We start from the raw sequence: 17228 nt of genomic DNA, 5'->3' as shown, positions 1-17228 counted from the left end.
CTTAGCGTTTGTACTGAGGTAAATAAGCGTGGTTCACTTCCAGATACTCGTCGAGGATCTGCTCGGCAATGGCGGCGGATGGCACAATCGGGTTGATGCTCAGCGCCAGCAGGGCGGTGGTGTAATCCCCGGTGACGGCGGCCTCGACGGTGAGCTCTTCGTAGGCTTTGACACTCTGGATCAGCCCGCGAATTTTCACCGGCAATCTGCCGTAGGCCAGCGGATGAGCCCCGTTTTTATCGATCACGGCGTTGGTTTCCAGGGTGACGTGATCCGGCAGATCCGGCGTTGCGCCGTTATTAACGGTATTCACCACGTGAACTTCTTTCTTGTCATTGAAAATTGAGCTGATGATCGAGCAGGCCGTGTCCGAGTACCACGCGCCGCCGCGCTGCTCCAGCTCTTTCGGTTTGTGGTTCAGGCTCGGGTCCTGATACAGCTCAAACAGCTTTTTCTCAATCTCACGGGTTTGCTCGCCGCGCGTGCCTTTTTTCTCTGAATCGCGGATCGCCGTCTCCGTCATTTCGCGGGTCAGGAAGTAGTACTTCAGATAGGAGATCGGATACATGTGCAGGGCGCGAGCGAAGCGCGCGGTAAAGCCGATATCCGGGATGTTTTTCAGCGAGTTGTTGGCGCTGCCGACGGCCAGCTTCTCGATAAAATCATCGGTAAGATCGTCACCTTTCACGTAAATTTTATCAGCAAAAATCAGGTGGTTCAGGCCGATAATGCGCGCGTAAATATCCGCTTTTTTGACGTCATAGGCTTTGGCGATGTCCATCATCATGCTGTTGGCACCGCTGCAAATCCCGATGGTTTTGATCGCCGAGTGGCGGGTGATGGCTTCGGTCACGATGCCCGCCGGGTTGGTGAAGTTAATCAGCCACGCGTTCGGGCACCATTTTTCCATCGCTTTGCAGATATCGAGCAGCACGGGAATAGTGCGCTGAGCTTTCATAAACCCGCCGGGGCCGGTGGTTTCCTGGCCGAGGACGCCGTATTTCAGCGGGATTTTCTCATCATTGATGCGCGCATCCAGGAAGCCGACGCGCAGCTGGGTGGTGACGAAATCGGCATCTTTCAGGGCTGCTTCGCGATCCAGCGTCAGGTGAATGTTCATCGGAATACCGGCTTCTTCCACCATGCGCTGGGCGAGCTTGCCGACGATCTCCAGCTTCTCTTTGCCTTCTTCGATATCCAGCAGGTAGAAATCGGTGACCGGGAGTTCGTCATAGCGTTTGATAAATCCATCGATCAATTCCGGCGTATAGCTTGAGCCACCACCAATCGTGACAATTTTGAGCTTTTTCATCGTGAATCCTTTTTACAAGATGGGATCGGGAAGTTTTTCTGCTTCACGGCGCGAATGTTCTTCCGCCGCTTCGGTTTCTAACTGTTTGCGTTCTGCGAGCTTGAAAAACGGCAGCCAGACGAGGGCTGAAATAGCAATGGTACAGACCGACCAAATCACGGCAGGAATATTGCCCCCGGTCACGAACCACGCGGCGAAAATCGGCGGCATGGTCCAGGGAATTTGCAGCACCGGGCGGCCAATGATGTCGAAATACATCAGGGCGTAGGTCGAAATACAGAGAATCATCGGGGTGAGGGTGAAAGGGATCATCAGCAATGGGTTGAAGACAATCGGGCAGCCAAATATCACCGGCTCGTTGATGCAAAATATCGCGGAGGGCAAAGAGAGTTTGCCGACGGATTTATAGAGCTTGCTGCGCGAGCGCATCATCGCCATCACTAACCCGAGCGTCGCCCCGGTGCCGCCGAGACACATAAAGACGATATAAAACCCGTCGGCGGTAATGTGCGGAATCGGCTGGTGGTGCAAATAGGCCTGGGTGTTTTCAGCGATATATTTCAGGAAGATAGGCGCAGTGATCCCCGAAAGGACGTTATCCCCGTGAATGCCGCAGCACCACAAAAGTGAAATTAAAAAGATTAATACCAGCATGCCGGGGAGCGAACCTAAGCCGGTGACCAGCGGGCTGAGAATCAGCGTGAAGAAGTTATTAATATCGAAGTTAAGAATGACCCTAACGAACCAGATAAGCGTAATCGCCACCGCCGCCGGAATCAGGCTTGCGAAAGATTGCGCGACCGCCGGCGGAACGCCGTCGGGGAGTTTTATCACCACGTTATGATGAATGAAGATGCGGACAATTTGCACCGTCAGAATCGACAGAATAATGGCGGAGAAAAGCCCGGCGGCCCCCAGATTATCGACATTGAGCTGATACTTATCGTTGAGCTGGGCCAGTAAAAAAACCACCATCGTGACGATGGCGCAGGTTAAAGCGTTGAGGCTGTACTCTTTCGCCAGGTTGTAGCTGATGCCGATGGCGGAAATCAGCCCGATAGCGCCGAAAGTCACGGCAACTGGCGCGCTCAGTTTCTCGGCGTACGGGCCGAGCCAGTCGGTCCAGCCCGGAATCGGTAAATTCGCGAGGATCAGAAACAGGCTGCCGGTAATGGTGAAGGGGAGCGTCAGGGCGATGCCGTTACGCACCGCCACCAGGATTTTGTTTTCGCCGACGCGAATCAGGACAGGAATGACTCTGTTCTCAAGAAATGTAATCACATTGCTTACTCCAGAAGAGATTTCTGTTCTTCGCCGTTATCTGTGTTGGTAGGGGGCGAAGTGTCTAACTGGTATATGCCAGTTGAAGTGAGTCTTTCACGGAATGAATGCGATGAGAAGCCATCTCAGAAAGAAAGATAAGAAGTGTGATTACTGCCGCAATAATGAACAGAGAAAAGAAAGGCTGGCACGGGGCCAGCCTGAAGGGAAAATCTGCGCGGGGTTAGGCCTCGTAGTAGTTGTAGATCCCTGCCGCCATCACCAGGGATGACGCCACTTCATAGGCCTTTTCACGCCCAACGACCAGATCGATAATCTTGAGCGCAAAATCAATCGAGGTGCCCGGCCCCTGGCTGGTCAGCAGGTTGACGCGCGGGTCCCAGACCACGCGTTTATCGACCCATTGCCCTTCCGGGATGCGGTCTTTCAGCGCCGGGAAACCGGTCATATTGCCGATCGGGAAAAGATCGTGCGGAACCAGGACGGTGGCGGCCGCGGCGCAGATGGCGGCGACAATCCGCCCGGAGAGGTGAAACTGGCGGACGGTTTCGACCAGCAGGGGGCTGTCGCGAAAGTTCTCTGCACCCTTCAGACCGCCGGGCAGCACAATCACGTCATAATCGCCGTCAGCCACTTCAACCAGCGGCGCATCGGCCAGCAGTTTCACGCCGCGTGAGCAGACGATGGTCAGATTGCCATCGCTGGCGACGCTGGCCGTTGTCACTTGAATCCCGCCGCGCACCAGTAAATCAATGGTGGTGACCGCTTCTGTCTCTTCGCTACCAGGGGCGAGGCATACCAGTGCCGACGCGCTCATACTCACTCTCCTTACGTTTAACCATGTCATACAGGCGCACATTTTCCGGCACGCTAATGCCGTGCGCGCGGGCGCGTTTGAGCAGATATCCGGTGATGTAGTCGATCTCCGTGTGCCGCAATGCGCGCACGTCCTGCAGCATCGAGGAGATGTTTTCCGCGGTGCTGTCGATGATCTGCTCGACGTAATAGCGGATATCGTCTGCCGAAGTGTGGATGCCCTCGCGCTCAATCACTGCCGCGACTTCGGCGCACAGTTCGGCCACTTCCTGCGGATGATTTTTCAGCTCGCCGTTCGGGCAGTCCAGCAGCGCCGTCAGCGGATTGATCACGCAGTTGACCGCCAGTTTGCGCCACAGCTGCGGGCGAATGTTGTTATGCCAGGCCACGTCGGGCAGCACGTGCTGCAGCACGTCAGCGAGATAGCTGTAATCGCCGTCCTGCTCGCGCGCCGGCCCCATATGGGTGACGCCGCTTGCCACGTGGACGATGATGTTCCCGTCACGGCGGGCCGCATGGGTGGTGATTGACATCAGCAGCGGCTGGTGGATGCTTTTGAGTTCGTCAATGGTACCCATGCCGTTATGCACCAGCACAATCGGTGTGGTGCGGGGCAGGGTGGCGGCCAGCGCTTTGACGGCGTCCGAGACCTGCCAGGCCTTGAGGGTGACCAGCAGCAGGTCGCTTTGCGCCAGGAAATCGGGATCGTTGGCGGTGAGCGATTCGTTAAAGATACTTCCATCTTCATCGATCAGGTTTACACTGCAATACGGCTGGGGGACGCGTAGCCAGCCTTGTACCTCGTGTCCATGTTTGCACAGTGCGGTGAGCCAAAGCTGGCCCAGGGCTCCGCATCCGAGCACGGTAATTTTCATTGTTCCTCCTCACCTGCAACTACGCCAGGCGTGTCGGTTAAGTATAGCGCCGTCAGCTAAGCTTCTGTTGAGTTATGCCTCGTTGCGGGTATTATGCAACGCAACAAAAGTAAAGGGAGAAGAAAAGATGCCATCTTTCGATATTGTTTCAGAAGTTGATATCCAGGAAGTCCGCAACGGCGTGGATAACGCCAGCCGTGAAGTTGAGTCACGTTTCGATTTTCGTGGCGTAGAGGCGAGTTTTGAGCTGAACGACGCGAATAAGACCATCAAGGTGCTGAGCGAGTCCGATTTCCAGGTCAATCAGTTACTGGATATTCTGCGCGCCAAGCTGCTCAAACGCGGCATTGAAGGGACGTCTCTGGATGTGCCGGAAGAGTTCGTGCACAGCGGCAAAACCTGGTTTGTAGAAGCCAAGCTTAAGCAGGGCATTGAGAGCGCGATGCAGAAGAAGATCGTTAAGCTCATCAAAGACAGCAAGCTGAAAGTGCAGGCACAAATTCAGGGCGAAGAGATTCGTGTTACTGGTAAAGCGCGCGACGATCTGCAGGCGGTCATGGCGCTGGTGCGCGGCGGCGACCTGGGTCAGCCGTTCCAGTTTAAGAACTTCCGCGATTAAAAACGAAAATGCCCGGCACACACGCCGGGCATTTTTTCAGGCTTTGATAGCCTGCTCCACTTCGAAGCGGTTGGTGACTTTACTGTCGATTTTGACGTAAGCGCTGCGCTCTTCCGGGACGATTAACACTTCACTTATCCCTTCTGTGGCTTCCAGCCGTTGTTTCAGCGTGTCGCTTATCTCTATACCGTCCGGGATTTCCACCCTCAGGCTGCTAACGTAGCGCGGCTCTTTCATGGTGCTGGCGACCAGCAGCCAGACCATTGCCAGCAGCGCGCCCGCGAGAAACACGGTCTGCGAATCAAATAATCCGTCTACCCAGCCGCCGAGCGAGCCGCCGATGGCGACGCCCAGGAACTGGCTGGTGGAGTAAATCCCCATCGCCGTACCTTTGTATCCGGCAGGGGATTCTTTACTGATCAGCGACGGCAGCAGGGCTTCCATCAGATTGAACGCAAGGAAGAACAACTGCACGCCCAGGACCAACTCCCAGAAGTGCGGGCCGGAGCCCCAGAGCACAATTTCTGCGATTAACAGCAGCGCCACGCACCCAAGAAACACGCGCTTCATGCGGCGTTTCACTTCGGCGTAGATGATAAAAGGCACGACGGAAGCGAAGGATATCAGCATCGTCACCAGATAGATTTTCCAGTGCTCTTCCGCCGGGAAACCAGCTGCCGCCAGCTGGCCGGGCAGGGCCACGAAGGTGGACATCAGCAGGATGTGCAGACACATAATGCCGAAGTTGAGTTTCAGTAGACGCGGTTCGACGATGACCTTGCTGAAGCAGCCTTTCACCATCCCCGACTCGCGGTTCAGGACGTGATTTTTGCTATCTGGTACGACCCAGATCGTCAGCGCAATGCCAATGGTGGCCAGCACGGCTATCATCCAGAACAGGGCGTTCAGGCCTAGCTTATGGGTAATGATCGGGCCGAGGACCATGGCGATGGCGAAGGTGATGCCAAAGCTGACGCCGATAAAGGCCATCGCTTTGGTCCGGTTCTGTTCGCGGGTTAAATCGGAAAGCAGCGCCATGACGGCGGCGGCAATCGCGCCTGAGCCTTGCAGCGCACGGCCAAGAATAATACCCCAGATAGAATCCGACAGCGCGGCTATGATGCTGCCGAGGACAAAGATCATCAGACCGCCGACGATCAGCGGTTTACGGCCAACGCGATCGGAAAGGAGTCCGAAAGGGATCTGGAAGACCGCCTGGGCGAGGCCATAAATACCAATCGCCAGACCGATCAACGCTTCGCTGGCGCCCTGAAGCGCCATACCATAGGTGGTCAGAACAGGCAGGACCATAAACATGCCGAGCATGCGCAGCGAGAAAACAGTCCCTAAACCCCAGGTCGCGCGCAGTTCGCCTGGTGTCATTTTATAATCGTTCATTACCACCTCTGATCAAAAGCAGGCACTAGTGTAGTGCCTGGGCAGGTAGGGGTAAACGGTTGGTTGTTTAATAAATATTACAGGCTGGAGTGCCTTATTCTATGAATAAAAACGCGCTGAGAAACCTTTCATATTGGCGGGTTTTTAAATTTCGCAACACCCGGGAAACTGTCCCTCACCGATTGTAATGAAGGACAACTGCAAGGATTAATTATATTCCAGAGCCATCACGATAGATGTGCTGATATCACCAGGTGAGGAGTTTCCTTTGGAATAAGCATAAGTTTGCATATTGAAGACCGGGTTTTCCCCTTTCACGATATCAACTTTATAGGTCTTGCCATTCCCCAAGCCCGATGAGCTGCTTCGTTGCAAAACAATCCCGACATTCCCTGCAGCATTTGTCGCCGCGGTGTTGTTATACATAAAGTCGGGCAAAAGTTCGGATTGCGAGCCGCTAAATGTTGCTGTTACGCTGCTGGAACCCGATGGGCAGTTCGTCAGGGTTATCGTAATATTTTGCGTTGCAGATATTGGTCCTACTGCATCATTTGCCGGGATAGCATCGCCTACATCGATATTTTTGACAACATCATCTGGGCTGATCACACAAGGGCTGGCAACGACTTTGCCGGTAACGTTGATGGTAACGTTATCCGCTGCATGAGTGCTAACGTTGAGGAAACTGAACAGGCTTACTGCCCAGACAAATAAGCGTAAAAATTTCATTTTCTATTTTAATCCTATCAATATTTTTGGCTGGCTATACCTGTTGTCGCAATACTAGCCGACATTCCCTTGGTATATATTTTTTCAATGAAGCGCAGGTGTGCACTCCCAATCATTATCAATAGATAAACCATGTTGGAATTTATATATATGATAATGAATTGCTTATTCGCAAATTAGAATCAAAAAGAAATAAATTTCACTTAAAGCAACGATGGCATCAAGAAATCCTATTGTCTGATATCAGCAATGCCATGCTATTTGCGGTTATTGAAAAAGTATTCTTTTGATGAGAGGGATTTTGCATCAGGTGACAGATCAGCTCAATCATGCCGCTATCTAAAAGTAGACCCTGAAGTTTGCGTGGGGAGGATACAGGGTGATGTCTGGCCAGATTCTCTGGGTTAACAGTCTAATGCAAAAAAAAGTCCCGGTCTCGCGACCGGGACTTTTTATAAGCTTATGTGATTTATCTGCGGACTTACCAAACGTAAGTCAGCAAATTGTGTGAATCTGGCACCATAAAGTCGACGGACATCATCACGGACAGGGAAGTGATAGCGACAATCGAGAACACAAACAGTTTGCGTGCCCAGACTTTGTCATCTTCCACTTTGTAACCGCGCAGCGCCATCCCGAGCCACCAGACGCTCACTGCAGCTGCCACCACCAGATATTTATATCCGGCGTAACCGCCAAGCGAGAGCATCAGCGTCGCCACGGCGAAAGCGATGATGTACAGCGTGATGTGATTCTTGGCGACCGAAATGCCTTTCACGACCGGCAGAACCGGGATGTTCGCTGCCTGATAATCCTTAAAGCGGAAAATCGCGATGGCATAGGAGTGCGGCATCTGCCACAGGCTAAAGATAGCCAGCAGGATCAGCGCACCGCTGTCGAACTCGTTCGTGACGGCGCAGTAGCCAATCACCGGCGGCGCAGCGCCGGAGAGAGAACCAATCAGCGTACCGTAGACGGAGTGACGTTTCATATACAGGCTGTAGACGCCCACATACACCACGAAACCCATCACCCCCAGCCAGCAGGCCAGAGGGTTGGCACCAAACCACAGCAGCATAAAGCCAGCAAAGCCCAGCAAGGTGGCGTACACCAGCGAGACGGCAGGAGATATCAGGCCTTTGACAAGCACCCGATTCTTGGTCCTTTCCATCTTCCTGTCGATATCCATGTCGATGTAGTTGTTAAATACACAACCGGACGCAACCACCAGTGACACACCGATCAGCGTGGATGCAAAGAGGGTGTAATCGATGCTGCCCTTAGAGGCCAGCAGGAACCCTCCGATCACGGAGATCAGGTTGCCAAAGATGATGCCTGGTTTCGTTACTTGCAGGTATTGCTTAAACATACTCGCCGCTCTTAGTGAACCATCATGTTGTAGTTCAGGTTCCACATAATCCAGATGGAACCGACTACCAGGATAGCGATGATAATCACGGTAAAGATGAAGGCCGTCATGTTCCAGCCCTCATCGGATTTGGTGTTCATGTGCAGGAAGCAAACCAGATGCACCAGAATCTGTACCACAGCGGAGATCAGGACCGTGCCCAGAATCACCGTGTGAGAAGCCGTTCCGCTCATCACCATCCAGAACGGGAGTGCCGTCAGGATGATCGACAGGATGAAACCTGTCATGTAGGTTTTCACGCTACCGTGGGAAGCGCCATGATCGTTAGTATGACTCATTACATCGCCCCCATCAGATAGACAACCGAGAACACGCAGATCCACACCACGTCCAGGAAGTGCCAGAACAGACTCAGGCACATGATACGGGTGCGGTTAGTATTGGTCAGGCCGCGACGATAAACCTGGAACATCAGCACCGCCATCCAGATCAGACCAGATGTGACGTGCAGACCGTGGGTACCCACCAGCGCGAAGAACGCTGACAGGAAGCCACTGCGATCCGGGCCCATGCCTTCAGCAATCAGGTGATGGAATTCATAGAGTTCCATCCCGATAAATCCAGCACCAAACAGCCAGGTCAACGCCAGCCAGGAGACAACCTGGCTCTTGTTGTTTTTGTACATGGCGATCGCCGCCATGCCGTAGGTGATGGAGCTGAACAACAGCAGAGCGGTTTCGACCAGAACGAACGGCAGTTCGAAAATGTCCTTGCCAGTCGGGCCGCCCGCTGTGCCGTTCATCAGAACGGCATAGGTCGCGAACAGACAGCAGAACAGAATGCAGTCGCTCATCAGGTAGATCCAGAAGCCGAAGACTTTCATCGGCCCTGTATCGTGGTGCGCGTGGTCATGCGCATGGGCAGTTGGGTGCGCCAAAGTATCAGTTGCCATTTTTCAGCCCCGCTTTAGAAATCTCATCGAAATGCTGGTTTTCCAGTTTTTCGACTTCACGGACTGGTACGTAGTAGTCCACGTCCTCGTCAAAGCTCTTCACAATCCAGCTGATGATGACGCCTGCGAAGCTCGCGATGGCCAGCCACCAGATATGCCAGATCATGGCGAAGCCAAATACCGTTGCGAAGGCGGCAATCACAATGCCCGCGCCGCTGTTTTTCGGCATGTGGATCTCTTCGTAATGAGCAGGTTGCTTGTACGCTTCGCCTTTTTCTTTCATTTCCCAGAATGCGTCGCGCTCATGGATCTGCGGCACAATGGCAAAGTTATAGAACGGAGGCGGGGAAGAGGTTGCCCACTCCAGCGTACGGCCACCCCATGGGTCACCGGTCAGGTCACGGTTCTGCTCGCGGTCGCGAATAGAGACGTAGAACTGAATCAGCTGACATGCGATACCCATTGCGATCAGCACTGCACCACAAGCTGCAACAACCAGCATTGGGTGGAACTGCGGATCAATCTGCTGGCTCAGGCGACGGGTCATACCCATGAAGCCCAGCACATACAGCGGCATGAATGCCACGAAGAAGCCCACAATCCAGAGCCAGAACGCACGTTTGCCCCAGGTTTCGTTCAGCGTGAAGCCGAAGGCTTTTGGCCACCAGTAGGTTACGCCAGCGAAGCAGCCGAAGACGACGCCGCCGATGATAACGTTATGGAAGTGCGCAATCAGGAACAGACTGTTGTGCAGAACAAAGTCAGCACCCGGTACCGCCAGCAGTACGCCGGTCATGCCACCCACAGAGAAGGTGACGATGAAGCCGATGGTCCACAGCATTGCTGAGTGGAACACGATACGGCCCTGGTACATGGTGAACAGCCAGTTGAAGATCTTCACCCCGGTCGGGATGGCGATAATCATGGTGGTAATACCGAAGAAGGCGTTTACGTTCGCGCCCGCACCCATGGTGAAGAAGTGGTGCAGCCAAACGATGAACGACAGGACGGTAATACACACGGTTGCCCACACCAGTGAGGTGTAACCAAACAGACGTTTACGCGAGAAGGTCGCTGCGATTTCGGAGAACACACCGAAGACCGGCAGAACCAGGATGTACACTTCAGGGTGACCCCATGCCCAAATCAGGTTGATGTACATCATCATGTTGCCGCCCATATCATTGGTGAAGAAATGGGTGCCCAGATAGCGATCCAGGGTCAGCAACGCGACGGTAACCGTCAGAATTGGGAAGGACGCGATAATCAGGATGTTGGCGCACAGAGATGCCCAGGTAAATACCGGCATCTTGAACATGGTCATGCCAGGGGCACGCATCTTGATAATGGTCACGAAGAAGTTAATACCGGTCAGGGTCGTACCGATACCGGAGAGCTGAATCGCCCAAATCCAGTAATCGACGCCAACACCAGGACTGTACTCAATTCCCGAAAGCGGTGGGTATGCCAGCCAGCCGGTCTGTGCGAATTCGCCCACACCCAGTGACAGGTTAACCAGGATTACACCGACAACCGTGAACCAGAAGCTCAGGTTGTTCAGGAACGGGAACGCCACGTCGCGCGCGCCGATTTGCAGCGGCACAACCACGTTCATCAGACCGATAACCAGCGGCATCGCCACGAAGAAGATCATAATCACGCCGTGCGCGGTAAAGATCTGGTCGTAGTGGTGCGGTGGCAGGAAGCCGGCCTCACCTGCCGAAGCAAGTGCCTGCTGGCTACGCATCATGATTGCATCGGCAAAGCCACGAATTAACATGACGATACCGACGATGCAGTACATGATACCGAGTTTTTTGTGGTCAACCGAAGTCAGCCACTCATTCCACAGGTAGCTCCACTTACCGAAGTAAGTGATCAGGCCCAGTAAGGCCGCGCCACCAATGATAATTGCAGCAATCGTAACCACGATAATCGGTTCATGGTACGGCACTGCATCCAGTGTCAATTTTCCGAACATTTTCTTCCTCGGCCCCTTAGTGAGAGGTTTCCGCGTGGCTCATGTCCATGCCTTCCATACCTTCGTGCGAGCTGTGCTCACCTTCTGGCTGAGTCATGTTCATGCTCTTCCCGTGGTCCATAAATTTGTTCACAACGTCTTTAAACAAATCAGGTTTCACGTTAGAGAAGTATTCCACCTTGTTGTATTCGCTAGGTGTCGCCACTTTATCGAATGCCGCCATGTCAGACATGGTGTTGGTAGACTGTTTCGCTTTTTCGACCCACTGGTCAAAAGCGGCACGGTCCGGCGTTGCGATAGCTTTGAACTTCATACCTGAGAAGCCCGGGCCACTGTAGCTGGCGGAGATACCATCGTAGGTGCCTGCTTCATTCGCGATCAGGTGCAGGTTAGTCTGCATACCGGCCATCGCGTAAATCTGGCTGCCCAGACGCGGAATAAAGAAGGAGTTCATCACGGAGTTAGAGGTGACTTTGAACTGTACCGGAGTGTTCGCCGGGAAGGCGATTTCATTCACGGTGGCAATACCCTGTTCCGGATAGATGAAGAACCATTTCCAGTCCATGGAGACCACTTCAATGGTAATCGGTTTTTCATCGTGAACCAGCGGTTTGCTCGGCTCAAGCGCGTGAGTGGTTTTCCATGTCAGCACGGCAAGGAACAGGATGATCAGAATAGGGACCGTCCAGACCACAGCTTCCACTTTGTTGGAGTGTGACCAGTTAGGGCTATACTTCGCATCTTTATTGCTCGCACGGTACTTCCAGGCGAAACCAACTGCCATCAAAATGGCAGGAATAACGACGATCATCATCAGGCCGAAGGCCGTCAGAATCAGGGAACGTTGTTCCAGTCCAATCTGTCCTTTGGGGTCGAGAAGCGCAGAATCACAGCCACTGAGTAAAACAGTGCCTGCAAATAACGACAACCATCCCAAACTTTTATTGTATTTCCTAAGTGTCATTTAACGACCTCAATTCCACGGGGACCTGGTGGCGTTTAAAGTGTGGGGGCATTTTACGGGAAGGTTACATTACTGTAAACATCATTAGCCCTGTGTCAGGAAGGTGTTACCGGGTTCTGCCGCACGTGTCACATGTGTTGCAAATTATGTCTACTTTTAAGACAAAAGCCCGACAGGACGGGAGTTATAACGAAAGGGCCCTTAAGGATACCCCAAACAGGGCAATTGGTATAACCATTGTTAAAAATAAACAATAAATTAACAAAAAAGCATCAATAAAAAGACAATTGAAATACGAAAATTTAAACTCCCCAAAGCTGAATCGTTTAATGAAAAATAGCGAAACGCTAAGGGTTCCTGTAATTTCCGAAAACTATCCCGCACAAAACAACAAATATTTTTTCAGCGGACGTCGGTTATTTCACCGTTATAATTACCTGGCGTTATTACCACGGGAAATAACCTTTCGGTTTTTGCTTCAGGTCAGCCGGGTTTTACGCAGCGCCATGAAATCAAGGACACCGCCGGTGACAATCCCGACGACCGCAAGCAGACCGCCGACGTCCAGCAGGATCGCCTCAAACGGCAGGGTAAGCGGGGTGGATGCATTGATTATCAACACGATCAGCCACAGGGCCAGCATCGCACAGCCGACCATTAACAGCCGCAAGGCAAAGCGATACGCGCGCTGATATTCCGTGCGCGGCATAAAGTGATCCGTTTGCTGGGTATATTCCAGGGTCTGTCGACAAACCAGCAGGAGTAATATTCCTGGCACCGCCGCAAAGACCGAGAAAAGATAAAACGTCGGCCAGCCGTGGGCTTCGACAAACCAGCCGGCAATCGGGCCAACATACACACGACCTACGGCAGAAAGGGCAGAGAGCAGGGCAAACTGCGTCGCGGAAAACGATTTATTGCACAGGGTCATCAGCAGCGCGACAAACGCCGCTGTTCCCATCCCGCCGCACAGGTTTTCGAAGAACACGGCGGCGGCCATGCTGACCATATTCTTATCGGTGATGGAGAGAAGCCAGTAACCGGCGTTGGATACTCCCTGCAAAATGCCGAAGATCAGCAGAGCGCGGAACAGCGACAGACGCTGCATCAACACGCCGCCGTAAAGTGCGCCAAGAATGGTCGCAAACAGGCCGAGGGTTTTATTCACCACGCCGACTTCACCGGCATCGAAACCCACGCCACGGATCAGGAAAGTGGTGGTGAGGCTCATGGCGAAAGCATCGCCGAGCTTATAAAGGACGATCAGCAGTAAAATCAGCCATGCGTTGTTGCGCCCGAAGAAGTCACGCAGCGGTTCGGCGACAGCCTGCTCGAGCGTACGAGGAACCGGAATAACGTCGCTCGGCTCCGGGGCAAAAAAGGTGGCAATGATGCATGGGATCAGCAGGGCGGCCATCAGCCAGTACATCCCCTGCCAGCCGAGATAGCGGTCGGCCAGCCACAGGGCTAACCCGCCGGAGACCAGCATCCCCAGGCGATAGCCCAGCACGCTGATCGCGGCACCGGTTCCGCGCTCTTCAGCCGGTAATACGTCCGTTTTCCAGGCATCAAAAACGATATCCTGCGAGGCTGAGCAGAAGGCGATCACCACCGCCAGCGCGGCCATCCAGCGCAATTGCGTTGACGGCTCGAGGAACCCCATTGCGGCAATGGCCAGCAACAGCAGAACCTGAGTCATCACCAGCCAGCCGCGGCGACGGCCGAGGAATGGCGGGGTATAGCGGTCCATCACCGGCGACCATAAAAACTTAAAGACGTAGGCCTGGCCGACAAGGGAGAAGAAACCGATGGTTTTGAGATCGATATTCTCGACCGTCATCCAGGCCTGAAGCGTGCCGGAGGTGAGGGCGAGAGGTAAACCGGAGGCGAAACCAAGGATCAGCAGAATGGCTGATTTAGGTTGCTGGAAAATGCGCAAGTAATGACTGGACATGTTTCTATATGACTGACCCGGCGTAGCGCCGGGTCAGTGTGCGGGATTAGCGCGCGTTCTGCTTGATGAATTCGTGAATGCTGGTGTCCTGCGCCATATCGGCGATGGTGTCGGTCAGCACGCTGTTTACCGCGTTAGCAATGTTCTGGTTGGATGCCTGGAAGGCGCCTTCAACAGAGTAGCTTGCGCGATAGTTTTTGTTCATCTTATTGCCGTTCTTCGCGGTGGCGATGATGGCGATATCGGCTTTGGTGGAGATGTTGTAACGCACGTTGCCCTGAGAAACGTCGGCATACAGATTGTTCACAATGATCTGCAGATCAACGGCACCGCTTGGGCCAACCATGTAACCGCGAGCGGTCATCTGTTTTTCCAGCACTTCCTGCAGCAGGAAGCGCAGGTCGCGGGAAGCGGTCAGGGTGACTTGCTGGTTATCACGAGTCACTTTCGCCAGCGCTTGATCCTGACGCTGATCGGCACCGTTGATACTCACGGTCACGCCCATCAGGCTAGGGTCCTGCTGTGGCAGGGTGATTTTCGGCGAAACGTCAATGGTGGTTGGCGGAGTGGCACAACCAGCCAGCATGAAGAGCGCTACCAGCGGAAAGAAGAGTTTTTTTAACATTTCAGGTTCTCAACGGATCGTTAGCATATAAAGAGAAAAATTGTCGCCATCATAACATCGCCAACGGCGAGGGGAAGTGGTCAACGCATGTAAATTCATCGTCTTGTCTGAAATCTGACCACCACTGACATTTTCCTCACCTCACCGGTGACAAAACGTATGAGTGAGACAGTGAACTTCATCCGTTTGAATGAGGAAATCAGACGAAAGCTAAATATTTGTTGTCTTGATGTAATGGAAGCGGTAAAAGCGGCTAACATTTAAAGGGATGGGTGACATCTCAGCGTTGTCAGAGGAGTAATATCATGATGATACGTGAACAGATCGAAGAAAAACTAAGGACAGCGTTTAATCCCGTGTTCCTCGAAGTTGTCGATGAGAGCTACCGTCATAATGTGCCGGCCGGTTCTGAAAGCCATTTCAAAGTGGTGTTAGTGAGCGACCGCTTCGCGGGAGAACGCTTTCTCAATCGTCACCGTATGATCTACGGAACGCTGACGGAAGAACTCTCCACCACCGTGCATGCGCTGGCACTGCATACTTACACCATAAAAGAGTGGGAAGGATTGCAGGATACGATCTTCGCCTCACCGCCATGTCGAGGGGCGGGAAGCATCGCCTGATAAATCCGATTTGCAACCGCTGGAGTTTTTCCAGTATGTTGCATACAGAATGATGTCAAGACGGCCTGCGGGCCGTTTTGTTTTGTCTGCGTTTTGAACGTGTGGGGCGAATTTTAGGCCAAAAACAGCCTTAAATTGTGAAAAAAGCCGCAGCAAGAAGCCCCAACCGTTCTCGACTCACCCAAGTGATGCCGCTATAATGCCGCGTCTTAATGAATGTCTTCGGGATGATTCTGGCGACAGGGAATGTGAATCTGCTAAATAGTGAGCATCCCGGTATTGCGAGACAAATTCAGAGTTGACCGAGCACTGTGATTTTTTTGAGGTAACAAGATGCAAGTTTCAGTTGAAACCACTCAAGGCCTTGGCCGCCGTGTAACGATTACTATCGCTGCTGACAGCATCGAAACTGCTGTGAAAAGCGAGCTGGTCAACGTAGCAAAAAAAGTACGTATTGACGGCTTCCGTAAGGGTAAAGTACCGATGAATGTCGTTGCTCAGCGTTATGGCGCTTCTGTTCGCCAGGACGTGCTGGGTGACCTGATGAGCCGCAACTTCATTGATGCCATCATCAAAGAAAAAATCAATCCAGCTGGCGCACCGAACTACGTTCCGGGCGAATACAAACTGGGCGAAGACTTCACCTACTCCGTAGAGTTCGAAGTGTACCCGGAAGTTGAGCTGAAAGGTCTGGAAACCATCGAAGTTGAAAAACCTGTTGTCGAAGTGACCGACGCTGACGTTGATGGCATGCTGGACACTCTGCGTAAGCAGCAGGCGAACTGGAAAGACAAAGACGGCGCTGTTGATGCAGAAGACCGTGTCACCATCGACTTCTCCGGCTCTGTAGATGGCGAAGAGTTCGAAGGTGGCAAAGCGTCTGACTTCGTACTGGCGATGGGCCAGGGTCGTATGATCCCAGGCTTCGAAGACGGTATCAAAGGCCACAAAGCGGGCGAAGAGTTCACCATCGACGTGACCTTCCCTGAAGAGTACCACGCTGAAAACCTGAAAGGTAAAGCAGCGAAGTTCGTCATCAACCTGAAGAAAGTTGAAGAGCGCGAACTGCCAGAACTGACTGAAGAATTCATCAAACGTTTCGGCGTTGAAGATGGTTCCGTAGCCGGTCTGCGTGCAGAAGTGCGTAAAAACATGGAGCGCGAGCTGAACGGCGCCGTGCGTAACCGTGTGAAATCTCAGGCTATCGAAGGTCTGGTGAAAGCGAACGAAATCGACGTTCCTGCAGCACTGATTGACAGCGAAATTGACGTTCTGCGTCGCCAGGCTGCACAGCGCTTCGGTGGCAACCAGCAGCAAGCGCTGGAACTGCCTCGTGAACTGTTCGAAGAGCAGGCTAAACGCCGCGTTGTTGTCGGTCTGCTGCTGGGCGAAGTGATTCGTACCCACGAGCTGAAAGCTGACGAAGACCGCGTGAAAGGCCTGATCGAAGAGATGGCTTCTGCTTACGAAGATCCACGTGAAGTGGTTGAGTTCTACGGCAGCAATAAAGAGCTGATGGACAACATGCGCAACGTAGCCCTGGAAGAGCAGGCTGTTGAAGCGGTGCTGGCTAAAGCTAAAGTGTCTGAAAAAGCCACTTCTTTCAACGAACTGATGAACCAGCAGGCGTAATTCAGCCCCAACGGTTTAAAGTTTGAACAAAAACCCGTTGCCTTCTGGTGACGGGTTTTTTTATCGCAGTAATAGCCCAGGAAGAGTGCTAAAACGCC

16 protein-coding genes are annotated in these 17228 nt (G+C 53.0%); 3 read left to right on the top strand and 13 right to left on the bottom strand.

Going from position 1 to position 17228, the window contains the following annotated elements; all coding sequences use genetic code 11:
• Window position 1 precedes the first annotated feature (1 nt).
• The 4 genes from QQF33_RS17430 to panE form a co-directional block, all read right to left on the bottom strand.
• A complete protein-coding gene (locus QQF33_RS17430) occupies window positions 2–1312 on the bottom strand; it encodes a 6-phospho-beta-glucosidase (RefSeq protein WP_285158314.1) in 1311 nt (436 codons plus the stop codon).
• Between the two features lie 12 nt (window positions 1313–1324).
• On the bottom strand, window positions 1325–2593 hold the full coding sequence (locus QQF33_RS17425; RefSeq protein ID WP_285158313.1) for a PTS sugar transporter subunit IIC: 1269 nt from the start codon (window positions 2591–2593) through the stop codon (window positions 1325–1327).
• 223 nt (window positions 2594–2816) lie between these two features.
• Window positions 2817–3410 carry a protein deglycase YajL gene (gene yajL, locus QQF33_RS17420; protein WP_285158312.1) on the bottom strand — a complete coding sequence of 198 codons (594 nt, stop codon included), beginning with the start codon at window positions 3408–3410 and terminating at the stop codon, window positions 2817–2819.
• Window positions 3373–4284, bottom strand: coding sequence for a 2-dehydropantoate 2-reductase (gene panE, locus QQF33_RS17415; protein ID WP_285158311.1), 912 nt, complete (start codon window positions 4282–4284; stop codon window positions 3373–3375). The genes yajL and panE overlap by 38 nt, the downstream gene beginning before the upstream one ends.
• Before the next feature lie 127 nt (window positions 4285–4411).
• Between panE and QQF33_RS17410 the strand changes: the two genes are divergently transcribed.
• Entirely contained in the window at window positions 4412–4903 is a 492-nt protein-coding gene (locus QQF33_RS17410; RefSeq protein WP_095280993.1) for a YajQ family cyclic di-GMP-binding protein, read from the top strand.
• 36 nt (window positions 4904–4939) lie between these two features.
• Here QQF33_RS17410 and QQF33_RS17405 read toward each other — a convergent pair whose 3' ends face one another.
• The 9 genes from QQF33_RS17405 to QQF33_RS17365 form a co-directional block, all read right to left on the bottom strand.
• Window positions 4940–6301 (bottom strand): MFS transporter, encoded by a 1362-nt coding sequence (locus QQF33_RS17405; RefSeq protein WP_285145215.1) that lies wholly within the window; start codon window positions 6299–6301, stop codon window positions 4940–4942.
• A 207-nt stretch (window positions 6302–6508) separates the two neighbouring features.
• On the bottom strand, window positions 6509–7030 hold the full coding sequence (locus QQF33_RS17400) for a fimbrial protein (RefSeq protein WP_285158310.1): 522 nt from the start codon (window positions 7028–7030) through the stop codon (window positions 6509–6511).
• 481 nt (window positions 7031–7511) lie between these two features.
• Window positions 7512–8399 carry a heme o synthase gene (gene cyoE / locus QQF33_RS17395; protein WP_100777411.1) on the bottom strand — a complete coding sequence of 296 codons (888 nt, stop codon included), beginning with the start codon at window positions 8397–8399 and terminating at the stop codon, window positions 7512–7514.
• A gap of 11 nt (window positions 8400–8410) precedes the next feature.
• A complete protein-coding gene (locus QQF33_RS17390) occupies window positions 8411–8737 on the bottom strand; it encodes a cytochrome o ubiquinol oxidase subunit IV (RefSeq protein ID WP_100777410.1) in 327 nt (108 codons plus the stop codon).
• Entirely contained in the window at window positions 8737–9351 is a 615-nt protein-coding gene (locus QQF33_RS17385; RefSeq protein ID WP_285158309.1) for a cytochrome o ubiquinol oxidase subunit III, read from the bottom strand. Before QQF33_RS17385 ends, QQF33_RS17390 begins: the two co-directional genes overlap by 1 nt.
• The gene (gene cyoB / locus QQF33_RS17380; RefSeq protein WP_282492627.1) at window positions 9341–11332 is read right to left on the bottom strand and encodes a cytochrome o ubiquinol oxidase subunit I; all 1992 of its coding nucleotides are present in this window, start codon (window positions 11330–11332) and stop codon (window positions 9341–9343) included. The genes QQF33_RS17385 and cyoB overlap by 11 nt, the downstream gene beginning before the upstream one ends.
• Before the next feature lie 16 nt (window positions 11333–11348).
• On the bottom strand, window positions 11349–12296 hold the full coding sequence (cyoA, locus tag QQF33_RS17375) for a cytochrome o ubiquinol oxidase subunit II (RefSeq protein ID WP_095280998.1): 948 nt from the start codon (window positions 12294–12296) through the stop codon (window positions 11349–11351).
• 478 nt (window positions 12297–12774) lie between these two features.
• Window positions 12775–14250: a muropeptide MFS transporter AmpG gene (ampG, locus tag QQF33_RS17370; RefSeq protein ID WP_285158308.1), complete on the bottom strand. Its 1476-nt coding sequence runs from the start codon at window positions 14248–14250 to the stop codon at window positions 12775–12777.
• 46 nt (window positions 14251–14296) lie between these two features.
• Window positions 14297–14875, bottom strand: coding sequence for a lipoprotein (locus QQF33_RS17365; RefSeq protein WP_100777406.1), 579 nt, complete (start codon window positions 14873–14875; stop codon window positions 14297–14299).
• Between the two features lie 305 nt (window positions 14876–15180).
• On the opposite strand from QQF33_RS17365, the gene bolA reads away from it, so the two are divergent.
• Together bolA and tig are read left to right on the top strand one after the other, a co-directional pair.
• Window positions 15181–15498 (top strand): transcriptional regulator BolA, encoded by a 318-nt coding sequence (bolA, locus tag QQF33_RS17360; protein ID WP_012016307.1) that lies wholly within the window; start codon window positions 15181–15183, stop codon window positions 15496–15498.
• 333 nt (window positions 15499–15831) lie between these two features.
• A complete protein-coding gene (gene tig / locus QQF33_RS17355; protein WP_095281002.1) occupies window positions 15832–17130 on the top strand; it encodes a trigger factor in 1299 nt (432 codons plus the stop codon).
• Window positions 17131–17228 lie beyond the last annotated feature (98 nt).

It is taken from the genome of Lelliottia wanjuensis, assembly GCF_030238365.1.
Lineage (GTDB): Bacteria > Pseudomonadota > Gammaproteobacteria > Enterobacterales > Enterobacteriaceae > Enterobacter > Enterobacter wanjuensis.
This window is presented reverse-complemented; position numbering and strand designations above follow the sequence as displayed.